Here is a 19,430-nt window from a genome sequence, read left to right as displayed (position 1 = left end):
CAAGCGGCGGCATCATGCGGCCGGCTTCAAATCCGGCATCCTGCCCAGGTCGGGGCCGCCGTTACGCATCGTTCAACTCCTGATCGTCCGGACCGAGGCTAGAGACCGTCTCCCCCGGGGGCAAGTTTCGGCGCATCAGGAAGTGGATCGGTATGCCGCTCAGGAGCAACACCATGCCCCATAAAAGGGATTCCACTCCTGCGCCGTACAAAGCCCAGCAGGAAAATAATGCCGCCAGGAGAAAAACCAGCAAACGAGCCCGGCCCGCCGGGAGTCTTCCCTGACGGGCGAGCCGCAGCGCGCCAACCGAGCAAGCCAGGTAGACGACGAGGGCGGCGCTGGTCGCGAGCAGGATCAGAAATTGGAAGAGGTCGCCGATGGAACGCGTGAAATTGAAGGATATGACGAGAGTGACCAGCAGGCTGGCGACGATGTGCGCGCGCAACGGCGTCCCGCGCGACGAGGTCTTTGCCAGAAAGCGGGGAAACACCCCGTCCTTCGCCATCGCCCAGGGCATCTCACCCTGCAGCAGGACCCAGCCGTTGAGCGCTCCGAAGGCGCTGACCACCGCCGCCGCGGCCATCATCGTGCCTGCGAAGGGCCCCCAATATAGAGCGACGAAATCGGCCATTGGCGCGCCCGATTTCACCACCTGCTCGACGGGCAGCAGCAGGGCGACGGCGGAGCAGGCGAACAGATAGATGCATCCGGTGATCGCGGTTCCCGCCAGCGTCGCGCGCGGAATGGTCCTGCTCGGATCTTTCACCCGCTCGGCCGGGACCGTGGCGGATTCGAGACCGAGGAACGACCAGAGAGTAAGGGCCGCGGCTGCGGCGATCCCGGTCTCGCCGCCAAAACCCAGATCCTGCAGCCGGATGGGCGGAAGTACCTCGCCTCCCGATCTTCCGATCACCAGCGCGGCAAGCAGCACGACCGCAACCAGAGCAGCGAATTTGAGGATGGTCGTCAGCAATTGCACACGTCCGGTCAGCAGGGCGCTGAAGCAATTGATTCCCGTCACCATCCAGACAATGGCGATGGTCACGATCGCCGAATGGTCGATGATCGAGGGGAAGAGCGTGGCGAGCGGCGCTACCAGGCCGGTAGCGATAGCGGCGTTGCCGACCCACATCGACACCCAATAGCTCCAGGCGACGACAAAGGCCGTGGTCGGACCGAAGGCCTGGCGCGTATATGCATAGGCCCCGCCTGCCTTGGGGAAGGCGTGCGCAAGACTTCCGAAAATGACGGCAAGGCACAATGCACCGGCCGTTGTGGCGACCCAGCCGAATGCGCCGTTCCAGCCGAACGGGGCGAGGCTTGCCGGCATCAGGAAGAAGCCAGATCCGATCATATTGCCCATCACCAGGGCGAGACAGATCCAGAAACCGAACGCGCGCCGGGGTGTGGGAGAAGCGGTCATGGACGCGAGCATGACGAGAGCAGCGGCAAAGGTCCAGCCATGCCCCGAGGGGCGACTGCCGACGCGCCGGGCGACGTTTCGGGAGAAGAAATGGTGCGGTCGAGAAGACTCGAACTTCCACGGCCTTTCGGCCACAGCGACCTCAACGCTGCGCGTCTACCAGTTCCGCCACGACCGCACGTGATTCACCGCCGAAAACCATGCCGGCGGTTGGTAGGAGCGGCGCCTCTAGCAAAGGCGTCGGCGGCGCGCAATCTAGCATCTTGGGCGGGGTGCGAAACCGGCGGGCGGCGCCGTTCGACCCGAATTCCCTGGGCTTGAATCCTAATAAAGAAACATGGGCATATTCTCGACCCGCATGAGTTTCGCGCGATAGGCCGACGCATCATAGAGGCCGGATACGTTCACCGCCTTCCGGCCCTGAAGCAGGGTGTCGGCTGGAACGTGGCAATAATTGCCGTCGGTCAACGCCACCATGCGGGCCTTCTCGCCGCGCTGGAGGAGCTGGATGGCCAGACCGCCAAAGGCGAAGCCGACCATCCGATCCATTGCGTCGGGTTCGCCGGCCCGCATCAGATAGGCGAGCTCCTGATTGACGACGCCGCTCCCGATCCGTGCCGAGATCGCTCGGCCGAGGCGATGGCCGACCCCGATTTCGGCGCGCTCGCTCGCCGGCTTGGACAAATCGCCATCCTCGTCCGCTTCCCCCTTGATCGTCGCGCCTTCCGAAATGACGCACATCGCATAGTGAGCGGGACTGGAGGCCTTGTCCTCGGCCAGCAGCGGAAGCAGAATGTCCAGGTCCGCCGGCACTTCGGCGATCACCGTTCGATCGACCTGGGCCAGGAAGCCGGCGAGCAAAGCCGTCTCCCCGCTGCGGCGGCCGAATAATTCGATCACGCCTATTCGCTCGTGGCTTTCGACGGTGGTCCGAAGCGCGTTGATCGCTTCGACCGAGCGGCTGACCGCGGTCGAGAAGCCGATCGCATAATCCGTGCCGAAAACGTCATTATCCATCGTCTTCGGGATGGAGATGACGGGGACGCCGCGGCTCGCCAGATGAGCCGAAAAGCGAAGTGTCCCGTCGCCGCCCATGGTGATCATGGCGTCGATTCCGAGCTTCTGGAGCACGTCCAAGACCTGGCTGGTCCGGTCGCCGCCGGAGACGGTGCGGGGATCTGTGCGGGATGTGTGGAGGATAGTGCCGCCCATCCGGTCGATGCCGCGGACGCCTTCTCGCGTCAAAGGGAAGCTGTTCGCGGCGATGCTTTCCGGATCGGCCGGGTCGATCTCCAGAAATCCCTGCCATCCACGCCGGAAGCCGGTCACCTGCCAACCGAGATCGTCCGCCGACAAGGTGATCGATCTTATGCAGGGGTTGAGGCCGGGAACATCACCGCCGCCGGTCAGGATTCCGATTCGCATCAACGCCTTTCCGAAGCCGGTGCCGGCTGTGCGCAGGAGCGCGCACCCCGGCAAGTACCGAGGATGGCCGCCTCACTCAGGATGGCGGCCCCAACGTAAGGTTCAGCGCCTTGGCGCCCTTGGGTACATCGACCTCGGCGCTGTTGAAGCTGGCGCTCTGGCGCGGCTGCAATTCGGTCACCGGTGCCGAGATCGACCAGACATAGACCACCCGGCCTTGCGGATCGCGAAGCTCGGCCCGGATTGGCGGCACGCGCTGGACCTGGTCGGTCAGATTGGAAATCCGCCCGGTCACGGTCAAGAGTTCGTTGCCGCTCGCCATTTCCTGGCGCTCGGCCCGTCCCTGGATCGAGAATGGGCTGCCGCTCTGGCCCGTCGCGGGGCCGATCGAGGGGATGCCGAAATAGGATATGGCGCCGACACCCGCCAGCATGAGTATAGCCGCGACGACCGCGATCATCGTCCACATGCGCGCAGGATTGCGACGACCTCGGAAGGGCGGCTCATTGGCGAAGGCATCGAAATCGTCGGGTTCCGCCTGCGGTTCGACGGGTTCGGCCGGCGGCAGGATCGGCCTGTGCGCCGTGGGCGGAACATCATTCTCCGGCTCAGGCTCAGGGGTCGGCGCGGGCGGCACGAATGCCGCGGGTTCGGCCGCGGCCGGCTGGCTTGCCGGGGGCTGGAACCAGCTATGCTTGCACGACGCGCAGCGGACCTGGCGTCCCGTCGGCCCCACCGCGCTGTCGGGAACCGCGTAGCGGGTATTGCAGGCGGGACAGATGAGGATCATTGCTGGTAGGGCCCTGACGCTGGTGCTTGCCTGAATCCAAGCACATGTAGGGCTCGCCATCAAGCTTATGCCGGTTTTCATCCCCAGATGGTTTACGTGGCGCCTCCGGCCATGCCATTGAGGCGCCGAGGGGCTCAAGCAAGGATTGGAGGCGTGTTCTGAACGCCGCAGGCAGCATCGTACAGTTCGACAATGTCGGTCTGCGCTACGGCACGGGCGCCGAAACCCTGTCCGATCTGTCTTTTTCGCTGCGGGAAGGCGGCTTCTATTTCCTCACCGGGCCATCGGGTGCCGGCAAGACCTCGTTGCTGAAGCTCCTTTACCTTGCCCAGCGGCCCAGCCGGGGGCTGATAAAATTGTTCAACGAGGATATCGTCACCATGCCGCGCCGGCGGCTGCCGGGATTTCGACGCCGCATCGGTGTCGTCTTCCAGGAATTCCGGCTCGTTCCCCATCTTTCCGCCTTCGACAATGTCGCCCTTCCGCTGCGCGTCGCCGGCGTCGAGGAGCGCGATCTGGAAACCCCGGTGAACGAGATGCTGTCCTGGGTCGGACTCGGCCATCGCTCCACCGCCCGTCCGGCCACCCTATCGGGCGGCGAGCAGCAGCGGGTGGCGATTGCCCGCGCGGTGATCGCGCGTCCGGAACTCCTGGTGGCCGACGAGCCGACCGGAAATGTCGACCCGGAAATGGCCAAGCGGTTGCTCCATTTGTTCGACTCACTCAACAAATTGGGGACGACCGTCGTTGTCGCCACCCACGACCTGCATCTCATATCCCGCATCAATCGCGCGGAAATGCTGAGGCTGGATCGTGGCCAGCTGCTCGATCCCACCGGCGCGCTGCGCCATCCGCCGCGACGGACCGAAATGTGAAGGGCGGGATCAGGAAATTCGGCGCGGCCGATCGCAGACTGCTCCCGGAAGGGCGGCTGTCCGGGCCGATGCCCTGGGTAATCGCGATCATGATGTTCCTGACGGTGCTCGCGGCGGCGGCGGGCCTGGGCCTTGGCAGCGCTGCGTCGAGCCTCGACGCCGACCTCGCCAACCGGGTGACAATCCAGATCGTCGAGCCCAATCCCGACCTGCGTCAAACCCAGGCCGCGGCAGTGGTCCGTGCGCTGCGGCAGCAGCCTGGGATCGAGCGGGTCCGCCAGATCGACGCGTCCGAAATGGAGGAATTGCTGGAACCATGGATCGGCGCCGGCGGCCTGGAGGCCGATCTGCCGATCCCGACCATGATCGACGTCGATCTCCAGCCAGAAACCTATGAGCGGCTCGGCGCGCTCAAGGCGAAAGTCGCCGCAGCCGCGCCTTCGGCCCGTGTCGACGACAATGCCCAATGGCTGGCGCCGCTCGCGAAGCTGATCACGTCGCTGAAATGGCTCGCTGCGGCGCTTGTGCTGCTGATGATCGGTGCCACCGCAGCGACCGTCGTGCTGGCGGCCCGGGCATCGCTCGACACCCATCGGAGCACCATCGAGGTCTTGCATCTCATGGGTGCCACCGATCTGCAGGTCGCCCGCCTGTTCCAGCGGAGGATCGCCCTCGACGCGCTCTTCGGCGGGATTGTCGGTCTTGTTGCCGCGTCCCTGGTCCTGCTCGTGATCGGCAATCGCGTCGGCGCGCTCGGATCGGACCTGCTGGGTTCGGCCGGCCTGCCGCCGCTCAGCTGGCTGATCCTGTTCACGCTTCCGGTTGCGGGCGTATTGCTGGCGATGCTGGTTGCCCGCGCCACCATATTGCGCGCATTGGGTCGTTTATTGTGATTATCCGCGGCTTTTCCTTCCTCCTGCTCCTCTACGCACTCGGCTATGCCTGGTTCACGGTCCAGCTTCCCGATCCGGCGGACGATCGGCGTACCGACGCGATCGTCGTGCTCACGGGCGGCGCCAAGCGGATTGAGCGTGGCCTCCAGCTGCTGGAGCGCGGGCGCGCGAAGAGGATGCTGATTTCCGGCGTAGCGCGCCAGGTCCGGCCCCAGGAGCTCGCCGCCCAATATCATGCGAAGCAATCGCTGTTCGACTGCTGCGTGGATCTGGGACGGGAAGCCGTCGATACGCGATCCAATGCACAGGAGGTGGCGGCCTGGCTGAAGCGTCACAAATTCCGGAGCGTGCGGCTCGTCACCAACGACTGGCATATGCCGCGCGCCCGGTTCGAATTGTCGCTGCAGGTCGGTGACGATGTGCAACTGGTCGGCGACGCCATCCAGAGCAGTCCGAATTTCCGTTACCTCTTTACCGAGTATAACAAATATCTGCTGCGCCGCGCCGCGGTGTTCGTCGGAATCTGATGAACCTCGTCCGCTCGATCCTGTTCGCTCTGTTCTTCTATCCCGGCACGGCGGTCGCGGTTCTGCTCGCCTTTCCGGCCGCCCTGGTCAGCGAAGGCGCGGTCTGGTTCGTGACCCGCAGCTGGGCGCGCTACCACCGGTGGTGCGCTGCCATCATTCTCGGCGTCCGGATCAGGATCGAAGGCGTCAAACCCCAGGCGCCGGCGATCGTCGCCATCAAGCATCAGTCCATGTTCGAGACGATCGAGATGATCCTGGTGTTGGACGATCCCGCGGTGGTGATGAAACGCGAACTCGCGGACATCCCCTTTTGGGGTTGGGTCGCGCGGCGCTACGGCATCATTCCGGTGGATCGGTCGGGAGGCGCGGCTGCGCTACGACGGATGCTGAAAGCGGCGCATGCGGCGCGCGAAGAGGGCCGCTCCATCGCGATCTTTCCCGAGGGAACGCGAGTCGCGCCCGGCGAGCAGCCCCCGCTGCAGCCGGGATTTTCCGGCCTGTACAAGCTGCTCGGACTGCCAGTCGTTCCGCTGGCGCTCGACAGCGGCCGGCTGTGGCCGCGGCGGAGCTTCGTCAAACGACCGGGAATCGTGACGATGCGATTCGGCGCGCCGCTGCCGCCGGGCCTGCCCCGCGGCGAAATGGAAGCGGCCGTGCACCAGGCTATCAACGTTCTCGACAGCAAGGGCCCGGGCGCCGATGAGGCCTGAGCTCGGCCTGATCGAAGGGTTTTTCGGACGACCCTGGGGCTGGCGGGCGCGAAGCGAAGCAGTGCGCTTCCTCGCCCCGCACGGCTATCGCTTCTTCCTTTATGCGCCCAAGGCCGATCCCTTCCTCCGTCGGCGCTGGCAGGAAATCCATCCCGACGGGGAATTGGAGGAAATCGCCCGGTTCGGCATATTATGCCGTGAGCTCGGCATAAGCTTCGGAATCGGACTCAGCCCGTTCGAGCTCCACCTCCAGCCGGGTCGCAGCTGGCAGGAGCCGCTCGCCGCAAAGCTGGCGAGCCTCAACGCGCTGCCGATCGACGACCTTGCCTTGTTGTTCGACGACATGCGCGGCGACATTCCCGAGATCGCAGAACGGCAGAGTGCGATCGTTCATTTCGCGGCGGAGCGCAGCCTGGCGAAGCGGATCATCTTCTGCCCGACTTATTATTCCCACGATCCGGTGCTGGACGTCGCCTTTGGCCAGCGACCGCCGCTCTATCTGGAAACGCTGGGAAAACAGCTCGATCCTTCGATCGAGATCATGTGGACGGGCGAGGAGGTCTGTTCGGTCGAATATTCACCCGGCCATCTCGCCGAAGTGAGCGAGCGCCTGCGCCGACGCCCGTTCCTATGGGACAATTATCCGGTGAATGACGGCCCGCGCATGGCGCGGCATCTTCATCTTCGCGCCTTTACCGGCCGGCCTGCGGCGATCGGACCGCATCTGTCCGCACATGGCATCAATCTCGCCTCCCAGCCCGTGCTCAGCCGGATACCCGCGCTCACCCTTGCCGCCAGCTATCGGGACGGGGATCTTTACGCCTATGGCGCTGCTTTCGACGCCGCTGCGGAAGCCGTGGTCGGGCCGGAACTCGCCCGAATGCTGAGGCGGGATCTGATCGCCCTGCAGGATCGCGGCCTCGATCGGCTGGGGGACCGGCGGGCGGCGCTCAGGGAACATTATGCCGGATGGGACCATCCGGGCGCGGCAGAAATCCTGGCCTGGCTGGACGGAGCCTATGAGCCGGACGAGGACGTCCTCACCCAATGATCGGGCCCGCCCCATCCTCAGGCCCGTAAGGTCGCGCCCAACTTTGCTGCCGCAGCGACGATCCGCTCGGAGATCGCCTTCAATTCCTCGTCGGTGAAACTCCGTTCGGCCGGCTGGAGCGTCACCTCCACCGCAAGCGATTTCTGTCCTTCCGGGATTCCGGTGCCGGTGAAGACGTCGAACAGGCTGACGGCAAGGATCGCCTGCTTGTCGGCCCCGCGCACTGCTCGCAAGAGCGTGTCGGCGGGCGTGTCCGAGGGTAGCAGGAAGGCGAAATCGCGTTTGACCGCCTGCAGCGCCGGGGGCGCATAAGCATCGCGCATATGGCCGCTCGATCTCCTCCGCGGGATCGAATCCAGGTGGATTTCCGCGGCCACGACCGGACCGTCCAGGTCGAAGGCCTTCAGCGTTGCCGGATGCAGCTCGCCAAATTCGGCGAGCACATTCTTGGGGCCGAGGCAGAGGCGGGCGGAACGGCCGGGATGATAGATGGAGGACGCGCCGTCCAGGACCTGGAGACTGTCGACCGGCGCGCCCGCAGCGGCAAGGATGGCGAGCGCTTCCGCCTTGGCGTCATAGGCGTCGAAGCCCTGCGCCTTGCCCGTGCGCCAGTGGCGGGTTTGCCGGTCGCCGGCCAGCAGCAGGCCCAAGGTGGTGGGCTCGCTCTCGGCGAGATAGCGTCGTCCGACCTCGAACAGGCGCATGCTGTCGGCGCCGCGCGCCATGTTGCGTGCGGCCGCAGCGAGCAGGCCGGGCAGGAGCGAAGGCCGCATCGCCTTCATCTCCTCGCTGATCGGATTGGCGAGGATCCAGGCGCTTCCGCCAAACGCTTCCGCCTGACTTTCGGAAATGAAACTCCAGGTCACCGCCTCGTTGAGGCCACGGGCCGCCGCGGCCCGGCGGGCGCGCCGCTCGAGCATCTGACGCGGCGTCGCTGTCGGCCGGGCGACGCCGGGCGCGCGGACGATCGGAGTCGCCGGCACCTTGTCGAAACCATGGATGCGGGCGACCTCCTCGACGAAATCGGCCGATCCGTCGATATCGCGCCGCCAGGACGGGACGCCGATCGTCCAGACCGGCCCCTCTTCGACCGTGAAACCGAGCCGGTTCAATATGTCCTTCTGCCGGCCCTCGTCGACGGCAATGCCGCCAAGCTCAAGTGCGCGTGCGGGACTATAATCCACCGTCCGGTCTTCGACGGGCGGCGTGCCGGCACGAACAGGCTCGGACGCTTCGCCGCCGGCAAGCTCCAGCGCGAGCCGGGTCGCCAAGGCCAGGCCGGCGTCCAGGAAAGCCGGGTCGACTCCGCGCTCGAATCGGCTGCGAGCATCGGAGGTCAAGGCGAGCTTCTGGCCCGTGCGGGAGATCGTCTCGGGATCGAAATAGGCGCATTCGATCAGGATTTCGGTCGTGTCCTCGCCGACGCCCGAATCCTCGCCGCCCATGATGCCGCCAATGTCGTGGACATGGGCATCGTCGGCGATCACCGTCATGCTGGAGTCGAGCCGGTAGGTCTTGCCGTTGAGCGCCAATATTTCTTCACCGTCGCGCGCCTTGCGAGCGACGAGCGCGCCCTTCAGCTTGGCGACGTCATAGACGTGCAGCGGACGGCCATAGCCCAGCATGAGATAGTTGGTCATGTCGACCAGGGCGCTGATCGGACGCAGGCCGACGCTCTTCAGCCTTTGCTGGAGCCAAGCCGGCGACGGGCCGTTGCGGACGCTCCTGATCACCCGTCCGTAGAAAGCCGGGCAACCTTCGGGATCGTCGGTCCGGATCTCAACCGGACAGGGGAAGCTGCCTGCCACTTCATCGGCATCGACGGCCTTCAAGGTTCCGAGGCCGGCGGCGGCGAGATCCCGGGCGATGCCGTGGACGCCCATGCAATCCTGGCGGTTCGGCGTGACCGAAACATCGATGACCGGATCATCGAGCCCCGCCCACGCCGCATAGGAAGCGCCGACCGGTGCGTCGTCGGGAAGGGCGATGATGCCGTCATGTTCGTCGCCCAGCTCCAGCTCGCGGACCGAGCACATCATGCCATTGCTCTCGACGCCGCGTATTGCGGCGACCTTGAGGGTGATGTCGCTGCCCGGCACATAAGCGCCCGGGGCACCGAACACGCCGACCAGGCCGACGCGGGCATTGGGCGCGCCGCAGACGACCTGCAGCGGATCGCCCCTGCCGGTATCGACCGTCAGGACCTGCAATTTGTCGGCCTGGGGGTGGCGTTCGGCCGTGATTATGCGGGCGATGGTGAAGGGCGCGAGCTTTTCCGCCACATTCTCCACGCCTTCCACCTCGAGGCCGATCGACGTGAGGGTTTCGAGGATGGTTTCCAGGCTGGCATCCGTCTCCAGATGCTCCTTCAGCCAGCTCAGACTGAATTTCATGCGCCGACACCTCCCGAAAGAGTCGGTACGTCGAGCGAGGAAAAGCCGTAATGGCGAAGCCAGCGCAAGTCGCCGTCGAAGAAAGCGCGCAGATCGTCCATCCCATATTTCAGCATGGCGAGACGATCGATGCCGCAGCCAAAGGCGAAGCCCTGCCATTCCTTCGGATCGAGGCCGCAGGCCGCGATCACGCGCGGATGGACCATGCCCGATCCGAGCAATTCCATCCATCCTCCGCTTCCGCCGAGAACGCGGCGGCCATTGACCAACGTATAGCCGACATCAACCTCGGCCGAGGGCTCGGTGAAGGGGAAATAGCTCGGCCGCATTCGCAGCACGATGTCCTCACGTTCGAAAAAGGCCTTGAGAAAGGTTTCGAGCGTCCATTTGAGGTGGCCCAGATGAATGCCGCGATCGATCACCAGGCCTTCGAGTTGATGGAACATAGGCGTGTGGGTGGCGTCGCTGTCGGAACGATAGGTTCGGCCCGGCGCGATCGTATAGATGGGCGGCTTCTGGCCCATCATCGTTCGGATCTGGACCGGGGAGGTGTGGGTGCGAAGCAGCATCCGGCGCCCCTCGCCATCGCATTTGTCGAAATAGAATGTGTCGTGCATCGCCCGCGCCGGGTGGCTCTCGGGTATGTTGAGGGCAGTGAAATTATGCCAGTCGTCCTCGATCTCGGGGCCGGTCGCGACGGAGAAGCCGAGATCGGCGAAAATCTCCGCCAGTTCGTCCATCACCTGGGCGACCGGATGGACGCTGCCTTGCGGCGGATCAGAGACCGGCAGCGTCATGTCCAGCATCTCGGTGGCAAGCTTGCGGTCCAGGTCCGCGGCCTCCAGCGCGGTCTTGCGCGCGACAATGGCCTCGGTCACCTGCTCGCGGAGGCGATGGATGGCGGCGCCCTCCGCCTGCCTCTGCTCCGCGCTCATCGTTCCCAGGGTCTTCAGCAGGGCGGTGATCGCGCCTTGCTTGCCGAGCGCGGCGACGCGCTCCGTCTCCAGCGCCTGGAGATCTTCCGCGGCGGCCACCCGTGCCCGCCATTCCCGGCTCATATTGTCGAGCGCGTGTGTGTCACTTACCATGGCCGGCCCGTAACCGAGTTTGGCAGGGGTTTGAAGCCCGGCCACCACGGAGGATGGAATGGGCAGACAGGATATCGGCCGGCGAGCCAAGCGCTGGGAGGGCGGCGGTTGGCCCGAGCTTGGCGAGCATCGCGACGGACCGACGATCGCCGCGCTGCATCTCTTCTCGCAAGTGGCCGGCAAGATCGCGACGGCTGCCTTGCCGTGGCGCAATCATGGCTGGCACCTGACCTTGCACGTGACGCCCCGCGGCCTTCGCACCGAGCCGATCCATTGCAACGGGTATATGTTCGAGCTCGCCTTCGATCTGATCGACCATCGGTTTGTCTTCGCCGGCGGGGACGGCGCAACGGGAACAGTTCCGCTCAGGCCCATGTCCGTAGCGACTTTCCATGCCGAAACGATGGCAATGATGGCCGCCGCAGGACAAAGTGTCGCCATTCATCCCTTTTCGAACGAGCTCGATCCGGTCGTGGCATTGGCCAGTGACGATGCGGTGCGTGCCTATGACGAAGACAGCGCCCAGCGCCTGCTGGCCGCCTTGCGGCATGCCGATCGCGTGCTGCGCCTGTTCCGCTCTTCCTTTATCGGCAAGGCGAGCCCGGTTCATTTCTTCTGGGGCAGTTTCGACCTGGCCGTCACCCGTTTTTCGGGCCGTCCGGCGCCGCTCCATCCGGGCGGCATTCCCGCTTTGCCCGATACGGTCACCCGCGAGGCCTATAGCCACGAAGTATCGAGCGCTGGCTTCTGGCCGGGCGGTGCCAATGGCGGAGCGCCGATCTTCTACGCCTATGCCTATCCCGTGCCGGAGGGCTTCGCCGAGGCGAAAGTCGAACCGGAAGCCGCGCGGTACGACACGACATTGGGGGAATTCGTCCTGGATTACGACGTCGTCCGGACCGCGGCGGATCCCGACCGCATTTTGCTAGGCTTTCTCGAAAGCAGTTATGCCGCCGCCGCCGATCTCGGCGGCTGGGATCGCGCGTCGCTGGATTGCTCGCTCGGCGTTCCCGGTGTGCCCAGGGCGGTTTGAGTCCCGTTGCCTGTCAACCAGCGAGGAACGGATAAGGCGAGATCGTCTTCTGCATCTCGTTGACCGTCAGCGTCCGGCCGGCCGGCGCGGCCGCACGTTGCGGGCAGCGCATGCGGGGGCAAATGGTGCAGGCGGGACCAATCGGGGTGACGGACGGGTCGTTAAGGTCGAGGCCGTCGGCATAGATAAGCTTTCGGGCATATTTGGCGTCGCAACCCAAGCCAATGGCGAGCTGGCTATTTTCCCGGGGGTCCAGCCGGACCGATCGCTCCACGGTTCGGCTGATCGTGAAGAATTGCTGACCGTCGGGTGTTTCCACCCATTGGGTGACGACCCGTCCAGGGGTGCGGAAGGCGGCATGGAGGTTCCAGCGCGGACAGGTGCCGCCAAAGCGGGAGAATGGGAAGCTTTCCCCCGCGAAACGCTTGGAAATATTCCCGGCCGCATCGACGCGCAGCATGAAGAAGGGAATGCCGCGCAAGCCGCTGCGGCCGAGCGTCGTCAGCCGGTGCGCGACCTGCTCCACGCTCGCCCCGAAATCGGCGCAAAGGCGGTCCAGATCATAACGATGGCGCTCGGCTGCGCGGAGAAACGGCTCATACGGCATCATGATGGCGCCGGCGGCATAATTGGCGAGCGACATGTGGAGCAGGCGGCGGGTCGGCACGTCTGGCGGCGTCGCTCCCTCCAGCATCCGCTTCAGCAAAGGACCGAATTCGAACAAGGCGAGCTGATAGGCAATGGCGAAGGTGCGGCTTTCGGGCCTGAGCAAAGCCGAGAGCATCAGCCGCTTGCGGTGATAGTCATAATGCTGGCTGGTGCCGTCGAGGAGTTCGGGCGGGACAATGCGCGTGTCGATCCCGAAACCCTCCTTCAGCCGGCGGCGCAGCGGCTCCGCGATCGTCAGCGGCTCGCCGAGCGCTCCCGCGAGCGTCTCCGCCGCCTCTTCGAGATAGGTGAAATAATTGCGCTGCGCCTGGATATGGTCCCGCACCCAGGATTCCGGGGTGACGAAGGAGCTTTCGTCGGGCGCACCGCCTTCGGGATGCTGGCGCCGTTCGACCAGGGCGGCGTAGAGGCGGGAAATGGCGTCGGCGACCGACGGCGAATTGTCGGAGACTTCGAGCAATTCGTAACGGGGGATGCCAATGTCGCCGAACATCGGATCGGCGAAAATCTCGGCGAGCTGATCGGGACCTGTGCCCTCTTTCCCCTCCGCCGCGAAGCTCTTCAGATCGACGTCGTAGATTTCCGCCATGCGAAGCAGAACCTGGGCGGTCACCGGCCGCTGGTTGCGCTCCAGATGGTTGAGATAGGAAGGTGATATCCCGAGTTCCCCGGCCATCGCGCTCTGATTGAGGCCCAGCTCGCGCCGGAGACGCCGTAGCCGGCCGCCCAGATAGAGTTTCCGCTCGGGGGACTTCATCTTGTTACATTGTCAAAAATTTACAAAAGTCGCAAGTCGGATCGTGACTCAACGACCCTTTTCAATGATGCCATCTCCGCCGATCCGGTCTTTTGCTCGCGACTGGATTTCCCAAGAAGCGAGATGATCATGAACGATATCAGCCAACTGGTCCCGGCCCCCGGCGACCGCTTTAACGGCATCACCCGCCCCTATAGCGCCGACGACGTCGCGCGCCTGCGCGGGTCGCTGACGATCGAGCATAGCCTCGCCCGGCGCGGTGCGAACCGGTTGTGGGAGCTGCTCAAGAGCGAGGATTATATCAACGCCCTGGGTGCGCTTTCCGGCAACCAGGCCATGCAGATGGTCCGTGCCGGTCTCAAGGCCATCTACCTTTCCGGCTGGCAGGTAGCGGCCGATGCGAACACGGCGGGCGCCATGTATCCCGATCAGTCGCTCTATCCGGCCAATGCCGGCCCGGAGCTCTGCCGCCGCATCAACCGCACGCTGCAGCGCGCCGACCAGATCGAGCATAGCGAGGGCGGCGTCAAAAGGGATTGGTTCGCGCCGATCGTCGCGGACGCGGAAGCCGGCTTCGGCGGCCCGCTCAACTGTTTCGAGATCATGAAGGCCTATATCGAGGCGGGTGCTGCCGGCGTCCATTTCGAGGACCAGCTCGCCTCCGAGAAGAAATGCGGCCATCTGGGCGGCAAGGTCCTGATCCCGACCCAGGCCCATATCCGCAATCTCGATTCGGCGCGTCTGGCTGCCGACGTCTGCGGTGTCCCGACCGTCCTGGTTGCTCGCACCGATGCCGAAAGCGCCAAACTGATCACGTCGGACGTCGACGAGCGCGACCATGAATTCCTGACCGGCGAACGCACCTCCGAAGGCTTCTTCCGCCTCAAGGACGGCACCGGCGTCGACCATTGCATCAAGCGCGGCATCGCTTTCGCCGAACATGCCGATCTTTTGTGGTGGGAGACGAGCAACCCCAATCTCGCGGACGCCAAGCGCTTCGCCGAGGCCATCCAGAAGGCCCATCCGGGCAAGATGATGGCTTATAATTGCTCGCCGAGCTTCAACTGGGAAGCGAAGCTGGACAAGGCCGATATCGCGCGCTTCCAGCGGGAACTGGGTGCGATGGGCTACAAATTCCAATTCGTCACCCTGGCCGGCTTCCACCAGCTGAACCACGGCATGTTCGAGCTGGCCCGCGGCTACAAGGATCGCGGCATGGCGGCTTATTCCGAGCTGCAACAGGCCGAATTCGCCAGCGAAAAGGACGGTTACACCGCAACCCGCCACCAGCGTGAGGTCGGCACCGGCTATTTCGACCTGATCGCGCAGACGGTTTCGGCCGGCCAGGCCTCGACCACGGCCTTGGCCGAATCAACCGAGGCCGATCAGTTCAAGGGCAAGGAGGCCGCTTGATCCTGTCGGGAGGATGGAGCCGATGCTCCATCCTCCGATTTGGAACCACGCCAAGGAGGATGTGATGACCAGACGTTATTGGGTGATCGGAGGGGAATATGAAGGCGCCGACTTCAACGCTCTCGTACCCGGGACGGAGAAGCTGGTCGGACCCTTCGAAAATGAAGGCAGGGCCCGCACTGAGTGGACGCGGCTGAGCTGCAGCCCGGCCGCGACGGCCACCACCCGTTATTCGATCGCCGCCGAGGCGGTGCGATAAGGGCATGAAGTTACAGGGCGCGTGAATTGCGCCCTGGTCGCGTCCCGAGGGGGGAAAGAGAAAGGCGCGGAAGGAGGTTTCCTTCCGCGCCCTTTTTGTCTCTTCGCTGAGGGGGCTTAAGCCGAAGCTTGAGCCGGCAATGCCTTGCGCGCTTGGGCGATGATGCCCTTGAACGCATCACCTTCATGCATCGCGAGATCGGCCAGGACCTTGCGGTCGAGATCGATATTGGCGAGCTTCAGGCCGTGCATGAACTGGCCGTAAGTGAGGCCTTCGACCCGCACGGCGGCGTTGATGCGCTGGATCCACAAGGCGCGGAAGCTCCGCTTCTTAACCTTGCGATCGCGATAGGCATATTGCCCGGCCTTCTCGACGGCCTGCCGGGCGATACGGATCGTGTTCTTGCGACGGCCATAATAACCTTTCGCTTGATCCAACAATCTCTTGTGGCGGGTCTTGGTGGTCGTCCCGCGTTTGACTCTTGCCATGCTCTCTTACTCCTATCTCAGGCCGTAGGGCGCCCAGAGCTTCACCCGCGCCGTATCGGCGTCGGCGAGCACGTCGGTGCCGCGGTTCTGGCGGATATATTTGGCATTGTGGCTGATCAGGCGGTGGCGCTTGCCGGCGACGCCGTGCTTCACCTTGCCCGTCGCGGTGAGTTTGAAGCGCTTCTTCACACCGCTCTTGGTCTTGAGCTTGGGCATTTTCGTCTCCTTGCCGCAACTATGGCGGACGTTTGAGAACCGCCACGGCAGCCCTTACTGGCCGGGCGGTTCGATTCTTCCATAAGCTGGAAAGGCTGCGCCTATAAAGATGGCGCATGCCGAAGGCAAGTGGAGCGTCTTCTTACCGGAACAGCTTCTTCAATCGAACAGGCTGGACACCGAAGCTTCGTCCGAAATGCGGCGGATCGCTTCGGCGAGCAGGGGGGCGATCGTCAGGAGGCGGATCTTGTCCGTCGCGGCCGCCGCTTCGTGGGCGCCGATCGAATCGGTGATCACCAATTCGCTGAGCTCCGAGGTCGCGACCCGCGCGATCGCGCCGCCCGACAGGACGCCATGGGTGCAATAAGCGATGACGTCTTCAGCACCGGCCTCGCGAAGCGCGGCGGCGGCGTTGCAGAGCGTGCCGGCCGAATCGACAATGTCGTCGATGAGGATGCAGAAGCGGCCCGAAACATCGCCGATGATGTTCATCACTTCGGATTCGCCCGGCTTCTCGCGTCTTTTGTCGACGATGGCGAGCGGGGCGTTGTCGAGCCTTTTGGCGAGGGCGCGGGCGCGCACCACACCGCCCACGTCGGGCGAGACCACAGTGATCTTGCGGCCGGCGAAGCGCGCCTGGATGTCCGCCGACATGACCGGCGCGGCGTAGAGATTATCGGTCGGTATGTCGAAGAAGCCCTGGATCTGGCCGGCATGGAGATCGATCGACAGGACCCGGTTGGCGCCGGCGACGGTGATCAGATTGGCGACCAGCTTGGCGGAAATGGGCGTCCGGGGCCCCGGCTTCCGATCCTGCCGCGCGTAGCCGAAATAGGGGATGACTGCGGTGATGCGCTTCGCCGAGGAGCGTTTCAGCGCGTCGATGCAGATCAGCAGCTCCATGAGATTGTCGTTCGCGGGATAGGATGTCGACTGGACGACGAACACGTCCTCGCCGCGGACATTCTCGTTGATCTCGACGAACACTTCCTCGTCGGCGAATCGGCGGACGCTGGCGGAGGTGATCGGGATTTCGAGATAGGTGGCGATATCGCGCACCAGCGGCAGGTTCGAATTGCCTGTCATCAATTTCATGCGATTGCTTCCCCGAAAGCGGCTGCACCCCCCTTAAGCGAGGATGGTTCGAAGGCAAGAGGGCCATTGCCGCCTCGCCCGGGCCCCCTCCCTTCTTTGGCCTTCTCGGATCTCATCAGCTGGGGGGAGATGGGCCGAGCCCTATGAAGCGCTGGCGCGTGAGCGACGGAGCGCGAAGCGCTTCCTCCAAAGGCGATCAGGTTCTACAGCGCGCTCATGACTGTCGTCACACGCTTCGCTCCATCGCCGACCGGTCGGCTCCATGTCGGAAATATCCGTACGGCTCTCCACAATATGCTGTGGGCGCGCAAGCAAGGAGGACGGTTCATCCTGCGGCTGGACGACACCGATCTCGAGCGGTCGTCGGAGGATCATGTCGAGGCGATCCGGGCAGACCTCCAATGGCTTGGCCTGACCCCGGACGAAGAGCATCGCCAATCGCTGCGCTTCGACCTTTATGATGCGGCCCTGAAGACGCTTGCGGCCGCCGGCCGCGCCTATCCGGCCTATGAGACGACGCAGGAACTGGAGCTGAAGCGAAAGGTGCAGCTCAGCCGGGGCAAGCCTCCCGTCTACGACCGGGCAGCGCTCGAACTGACCGATGCCGACCGCAAGCGGTTCGAGGCCGAAGGGCGGCGGCCGCACTGGCGATTCAGGTTGGACCATGGAGCGCCGATCGCGTGGGAGGATCTGATTCGCGGCCCCCAGCATTTCGATCCGGCCTTGCTATCGGATCCCGTCATCCGCCGGGCCGACGGAAGCTGGCTCTACATGCTGCCGAGCAGCGTCGACGATATCGATATGGGTGTGACTCATGTCGTGCGCGGCGAGGATCATGTCACGAATACCGCGCTCCAGATCCAGATGTTCGAGGCGCTTGGCGCGTCGCCGCCTGCTTTCGCCCATGAAGCCTTGCTGGTCGGTTCGGAAGGGAAATTGTCCAAGCGGCTCGGATCGTTGGGCGTCGAGGCGATGCGGGCCGATGGCATCGAGCCGATCGCGTTGCTTGCCAAGCTCGCCCGGATCGGCACCAGCCTACCGGTCGAGCCCGTGACGGACGCGCGTCCGTTGATCGAGGGATTCGATTTTTCGACGTTCGGGCGCGCACCCGCCCGCTTCGACATGGAGGAACTCGAAGGGCTCAATGCCCGCGTCGTCCACCAGCTCGATTTCAGCCGGACGGACGGACGGCTGCCACCGGGTATGACGGAGGAGGCCTGGACTGCCATCCGGCCTAACATCCGAAAGGTCGCCGATGCCGGCGAATGGTGGCAGATCATCGAGGGACCGGTCCGTCACGCCGCGGCGCCGGAGGACCGGGAATTCATCCGTGCGGCCGCCCAGGCGGCCGAGGCTCTGGATTGGACCACGCCCGTCTGGGCAACCCTCACCGGCATGCTCAAGCAAAGTAGCGGAAGGACCGGCAAATCATTGTTCCTGCCGCTGCGGCAAGCCTTGACCGGCCGCGACAGCGGACCCGAAATGGCCGTCCTGCTGCCGTTGATCGGCAAGCAGGAGAGTCTCCGCCGCCTCAACGCGTCGACTTAGATCCGCATCCACCGAAACAGAATATCGCCATTAATGATATGGTATAACGTTATGAAATAAAGTATCATCCCTCTAGAGCCGCGACAGCGGCCGCCAACGAAGGAGACGGACGATGAGTGAAGGAGGATATTACCAGCCGCCGCGCCCGAGAAGGACGAGCATTGCCATAGTCGTCCTGATCCATTGCGCTGCGATCGCGACGGTGGCCTCGTCCAGGATCGAGGTGACCAAGGTGATACGACCGCCAACGGATGTCACCTGGATCAAGACGCCCGAGCCGCCTCCAGAGAATGAAACCCATTCCAAACCCCAGAAGGCGCGGAAAGAGCTCATCTATCGGAACCCGATCGTCGACGTGCCGGTCGACACGCCGATCGATGCCCCGACCGAAACGATCGAACCGCCCCATTTCAATGACGTCACGTCGTTCAACGGGACCGGCGACGGGACCCTAGTCGAGCCGGTGCCGCCGCCGGATCCGATTCCAATCGAGGCGCGCCTCGACCGCCGAAGCGAGCTGCAGCCGCCTTATCCTGCCTCGGAACAGCGCATGGGCGCCGAGGGGACGGTGTCGCTGAAGGTCCTGATCGGGCCGGATGGCCGGGTCAAGGCAGCGGAAAGGCTCAGGGCGACCAGCGAGGCATTCTACCAGGCCACGCTGCGCCATGCGATCCGCAAGTGGCGCTTCGAGCCCGCAATGATTGACGGGCGTCCGGTCGAAAGCAGCAAAGTGATGACGGTTCGCTTCGAAATCGAATCTTAGCCAAAAAGGGCGGG

The 19,430-nt window shown here is 64.4% G+C and carries 19 protein-coding genes and 1 tRNA gene; 10 read left to right on the top strand and 10 right to left on the bottom strand.

Features of this window, described 5'->3' with window-relative positions; genetic code table 11:
* Window positions 1-61: 61 nt before the first annotated feature.
* The 4 genes from RQX22_RS11305 to RQX22_RS11290 form a co-directional block, all read right to left on the bottom strand.
* A complete protein-coding gene (locus RQX22_RS11305; RefSeq protein ID WP_315726551.1) occupies window positions 62-1,423 on the bottom strand; it encodes an APC family permease in 1,362 nt (453 codons plus the stop codon).
* Between the two features lie 91 nt (window positions 1,424-1,514).
* Window positions 1,515-1,601: transfer RNA gene (locus RQX22_RS11300), tRNA-Leu, on the bottom strand.
* Between the two features lie 146 nt (window positions 1,602-1,747).
* Window positions 1,748-2,848: a 6-phosphofructokinase gene (locus tag RQX22_RS11295; protein WP_315726549.1), complete on the bottom strand. Its 1,101-nt coding sequence runs from the start codon at window positions 2,846-2,848 to the stop codon at window positions 1,748-1,750.
* A 76-nt stretch (window positions 2,849-2,924) separates the two neighbouring features.
* On the bottom strand, window positions 2,925-3,638 hold the full coding sequence (locus RQX22_RS11290) for a zinc-ribbon domain-containing protein (protein WP_315726547.1): 714 nt from the start codon (window positions 3,636-3,638) through the stop codon (window positions 2,925-2,927).
* Window positions 3,639-3,796: 158 nt separating this feature from the next.
* Here RQX22_RS11290 and ftsE point away from each other — a divergent pair, with 158 nt between their 5' ends.
* Genes ftsE through RQX22_RS11265 form a run of 5 tightly spaced genes read left to right on the top strand, consistent with a single transcriptional unit; the run spans window position 3,797 to window position 7,694 of the window.
* On the top strand, window positions 3,797-4,513 hold the full coding sequence (gene ftsE, locus RQX22_RS11285) for a cell division ATP-binding protein FtsE (RefSeq protein WP_315726840.1): 717 nt from the start codon (window positions 3,797-3,799) through the stop codon (window positions 4,511-4,513).
* The gene (locus RQX22_RS11280) at window positions 4,510-5,406 is read left to right on the top strand and encodes a cell division protein FtsX (RefSeq protein WP_315726545.1); all 897 of its coding nucleotides are present in this window, start codon (window positions 4,510-4,512) and stop codon (window positions 5,404-5,406) included. The genes ftsE and RQX22_RS11280 overlap by 4 nt, the downstream gene beginning before the upstream one ends.
* Window positions 5,403-5,933: a YdcF family protein gene (locus RQX22_RS11275; RefSeq protein WP_315726543.1), complete on the top strand. Its 531-nt coding sequence runs from the start codon at window positions 5,403-5,405 to the stop codon at window positions 5,931-5,933. Before RQX22_RS11280 ends, RQX22_RS11275 begins: the two co-directional genes overlap by 4 nt.
* Window positions 5,933-6,643, top strand: coding sequence for a lysophospholipid acyltransferase family protein (locus RQX22_RS11270; protein WP_315726541.1), 711 nt, complete (start codon window positions 5,933-5,935; stop codon window positions 6,641-6,643). Before RQX22_RS11275 ends, RQX22_RS11270 begins: the two co-directional genes overlap by 1 nt.
* Window positions 6,633-7,694 (top strand): beta-N-acetylglucosaminidase domain-containing protein, encoded by a 1,062-nt coding sequence (locus RQX22_RS11265; protein ID WP_315726539.1) that lies wholly within the window; start codon window positions 6,633-6,635, stop codon window positions 7,692-7,694. The genes RQX22_RS11270 and RQX22_RS11265 overlap by 11 nt, the downstream gene beginning before the upstream one ends.
* 17 nt (window positions 7,695-7,711) lie before the next feature.
* On the opposite strand, the gene pheT is transcribed toward RQX22_RS11265, so the two are convergent.
* Both pheT and pheS read right to left on the bottom strand, forming a co-directional pair.
* Window positions 7,712-10,087 carry a phenylalanine--tRNA ligase subunit beta gene (gene pheT / locus RQX22_RS11260; protein WP_315726537.1) on the bottom strand — a complete coding sequence of 792 codons (2,376 nt, stop codon included), beginning with the start codon at window positions 10,085-10,087 and terminating at the stop codon, window positions 7,712-7,714.
* Complete coding sequence (gene pheS, locus RQX22_RS11255; protein WP_315726536.1) at window positions 10,084-11,175, bottom strand: phenylalanine--tRNA ligase subunit alpha; 1,092 nt, start codon at window positions 11,173-11,175, stop codon at window positions 10,084-10,086. The genes pheT and pheS overlap by 4 nt, the downstream gene beginning before the upstream one ends.
* 58 nt (window positions 11,176-11,233) lie before the next feature.
* Between pheS and RQX22_RS11250 the strand changes: the two genes are divergently transcribed.
* Window positions 11,234-12,208: a DUF5996 family protein gene (locus RQX22_RS11250; RefSeq protein WP_315726534.1), complete on the top strand. Its 975-nt coding sequence runs from the start codon at window positions 11,234-11,236 to the stop codon at window positions 12,206-12,208.
* A 13-nt stretch (window positions 12,209-12,221) separates the two neighbouring features.
* Here the strand turns inward: RQX22_RS11250 and RQX22_RS11245 are convergent, their stop codons facing one another.
* Complete coding sequence (locus RQX22_RS11245) at window positions 12,222-13,634, bottom strand: helix-turn-helix domain-containing protein (RefSeq protein ID WP_315726532.1); 1,413 nt, start codon at window positions 13,632-13,634, stop codon at window positions 12,222-12,224.
* 129 nt (window positions 13,635-13,763) lie between these two features.
* Here RQX22_RS11245 and aceA point away from each other — a divergent pair, with 129 nt between their 5' ends.
* Window positions 13,764-15,047 carry an isocitrate lyase gene (aceA, locus tag RQX22_RS11240; protein ID WP_315726531.1) on the top strand — a complete coding sequence of 428 codons (1,284 nt, stop codon included), beginning with the start codon at window positions 13,764-13,766 and terminating at the stop codon, window positions 15,045-15,047.
* 64 nt (window positions 15,048-15,111) lie between these two features.
* Window positions 15,112-15,306 carry a DUF4170 domain-containing protein gene (locus RQX22_RS11235; RefSeq protein ID WP_315726529.1) on the top strand — a complete coding sequence of 65 codons (195 nt, stop codon included), beginning with the start codon at window positions 15,112-15,114 and terminating at the stop codon, window positions 15,304-15,306.
* Window positions 15,307-15,422: 116 nt separating this feature from the next.
* On the opposite strand, the gene rplT is transcribed toward RQX22_RS11235, so the two are convergent.
* From rplT to RQX22_RS11220, 3 genes are all read right to left on the bottom strand, one after another.
* Window positions 15,423-15,794 (bottom strand): 50S ribosomal protein L20, encoded by a 372-nt coding sequence (gene rplT, locus RQX22_RS11230; RefSeq protein WP_315726527.1) that lies wholly within the window; start codon window positions 15,792-15,794, stop codon window positions 15,423-15,425.
* 12 nt (window positions 15,795-15,806) lie between these two features.
* On the bottom strand, window positions 15,807-16,010 hold the full coding sequence (gene rpmI, locus RQX22_RS11225; protein WP_315726525.1) for a 50S ribosomal protein L35: 204 nt from the start codon (window positions 16,008-16,010) through the stop codon (window positions 15,807-15,809).
* A gap of 159 nt (window positions 16,011-16,169) precedes the next feature.
* Complete coding sequence (locus tag RQX22_RS11220) at window positions 16,170-17,105, bottom strand: ribose-phosphate pyrophosphokinase (protein ID WP_315726523.1); 936 nt, start codon at window positions 17,103-17,105, stop codon at window positions 16,170-16,172.
* A 216-nt stretch (window positions 17,106-17,321) separates the two neighbouring features.
* Between RQX22_RS11220 and gltX the strand changes: the two genes are divergently transcribed.
* Both gltX and RQX22_RS11210 read left to right on the top strand, forming a co-directional pair.
* Window positions 17,322-18,653, top strand: coding sequence for a glutamate--tRNA ligase (gltX, locus tag RQX22_RS11215; RefSeq protein ID WP_315726521.1), 1,332 nt, complete (start codon window positions 17,322-17,324; stop codon window positions 18,651-18,653).
* 112 nt (window positions 18,654-18,765) lie between these two features.
* Entirely contained in the window at window positions 18,766-19,416 is a 651-nt protein-coding gene (locus RQX22_RS11210) for an energy transducer TonB (protein WP_315726519.1), read from the top strand.
* Window positions 19,417-19,430: the final 14 nt, after the last annotated feature.

The organism is Sphingosinicella rhizophila (assembly GCF_032378825.1).
GTDB lineage: Bacteria > Pseudomonadota > Alphaproteobacteria > Sphingomonadales > Sphingomonadaceae > Allosphingosinicella > Allosphingosinicella rhizophila.
This window is presented reverse-complemented; position numbering and strand designations above follow the sequence as displayed.

Excerpts from the sequence above, each read along its gene's own strand:
- gltX (WP_315726521.1), top strand. The coding sequence starts at position 17,322 with ATGACTGTCGTCACACGCTTCGCTCCATCGCCGACCGGTCGGCTCCAT.
- RQX22_RS11305 (WP_315726551.1), bottom strand. The coding sequence starts at position 1,423 with ATGACCGCTTCTCCCACACCCCGGCGCGCGTTCGGTTTCTGGATCTGT.
- rplT (WP_315726527.1), bottom strand. The coding sequence starts at position 15,794 with ATGGCAAGAGTCAAACGCGGGACGACCACCAAGACCCGCCACAAGAGA.
- RQX22_RS11270 (WP_315726541.1), top strand. The coding sequence starts at position 5,933 with ATGAACCTCGTCCGCTCGATCCTGTTCGCTCTGTTCTTCTATCCCGGC.
- RQX22_RS11245 (WP_315726532.1), bottom strand. The coding sequence starts at position 13,634 with ATGAAGTCCCCCGAGCGGAAACTCTATCTGGGCGGCCGGCTACGGCGT.
- pheS (WP_315726536.1), bottom strand. The coding sequence starts at position 11,175 with ATGGTAAGTGACACACACGCGCTCGACAATATGAGCCGGGAATGGCGG.
- RQX22_RS11250 (WP_315726534.1), top strand. The coding sequence starts at position 11,234 with ATGGGCAGACAGGATATCGGCCGGCGAGCCAAGCGCTGGGAGGGCGGC.
- pheT (WP_315726537.1), bottom strand. The coding sequence starts at position 10,087 with ATGAAATTCAGTCTGAGCTGGCTGAAGGAGCATCTGGAGACGGATGCC.
- RQX22_RS11295 (WP_315726549.1), bottom strand. The coding sequence starts at position 2,848 with ATGCGAATCGGAATCCTGACCGGCGGCGGTGATGTTCCCGGCCTCAAC.
- aceA (WP_315726531.1), top strand. The coding sequence starts at position 13,764 with ATGAACGATATCAGCCAACTGGTCCCGGCCCCCGGCGACCGCTTTAAC.
- RQX22_RS11290 (WP_315726547.1), bottom strand. The coding sequence starts at position 3,638 with ATGATCCTCATCTGTCCCGCCTGCAATACCCGCTACGCGGTTCCCGAC.
- RQX22_RS11220 (WP_315726523.1), bottom strand. The coding sequence starts at position 17,105 with ATGAAATTGATGACAGGCAATTCGAACCTGCCGCTGGTGCGCGATATC.
- RQX22_RS11265 (WP_315726539.1), top strand. The coding sequence starts at position 6,633 with ATGAGGCCTGAGCTCGGCCTGATCGAAGGGTTTTTCGGACGACCCTGG.
- rpmI (WP_315726525.1), bottom strand. The coding sequence starts at position 16,010 with ATGCCCAAGCTCAAGACCAAGAGCGGTGTGAAGAAGCGCTTCAAACTC.
- RQX22_RS11210 (WP_315726519.1), top strand. The coding sequence starts at position 18,766 with ATGAGTGAAGGAGGATATTACCAGCCGCCGCGCCCGAGAAGGACGAGC.
- RQX22_RS11235 (WP_315726529.1), top strand. The coding sequence starts at position 15,112 with ATGACCAGACGTTATTGGGTGATCGGAGGGGAATATGAAGGCGCCGAC.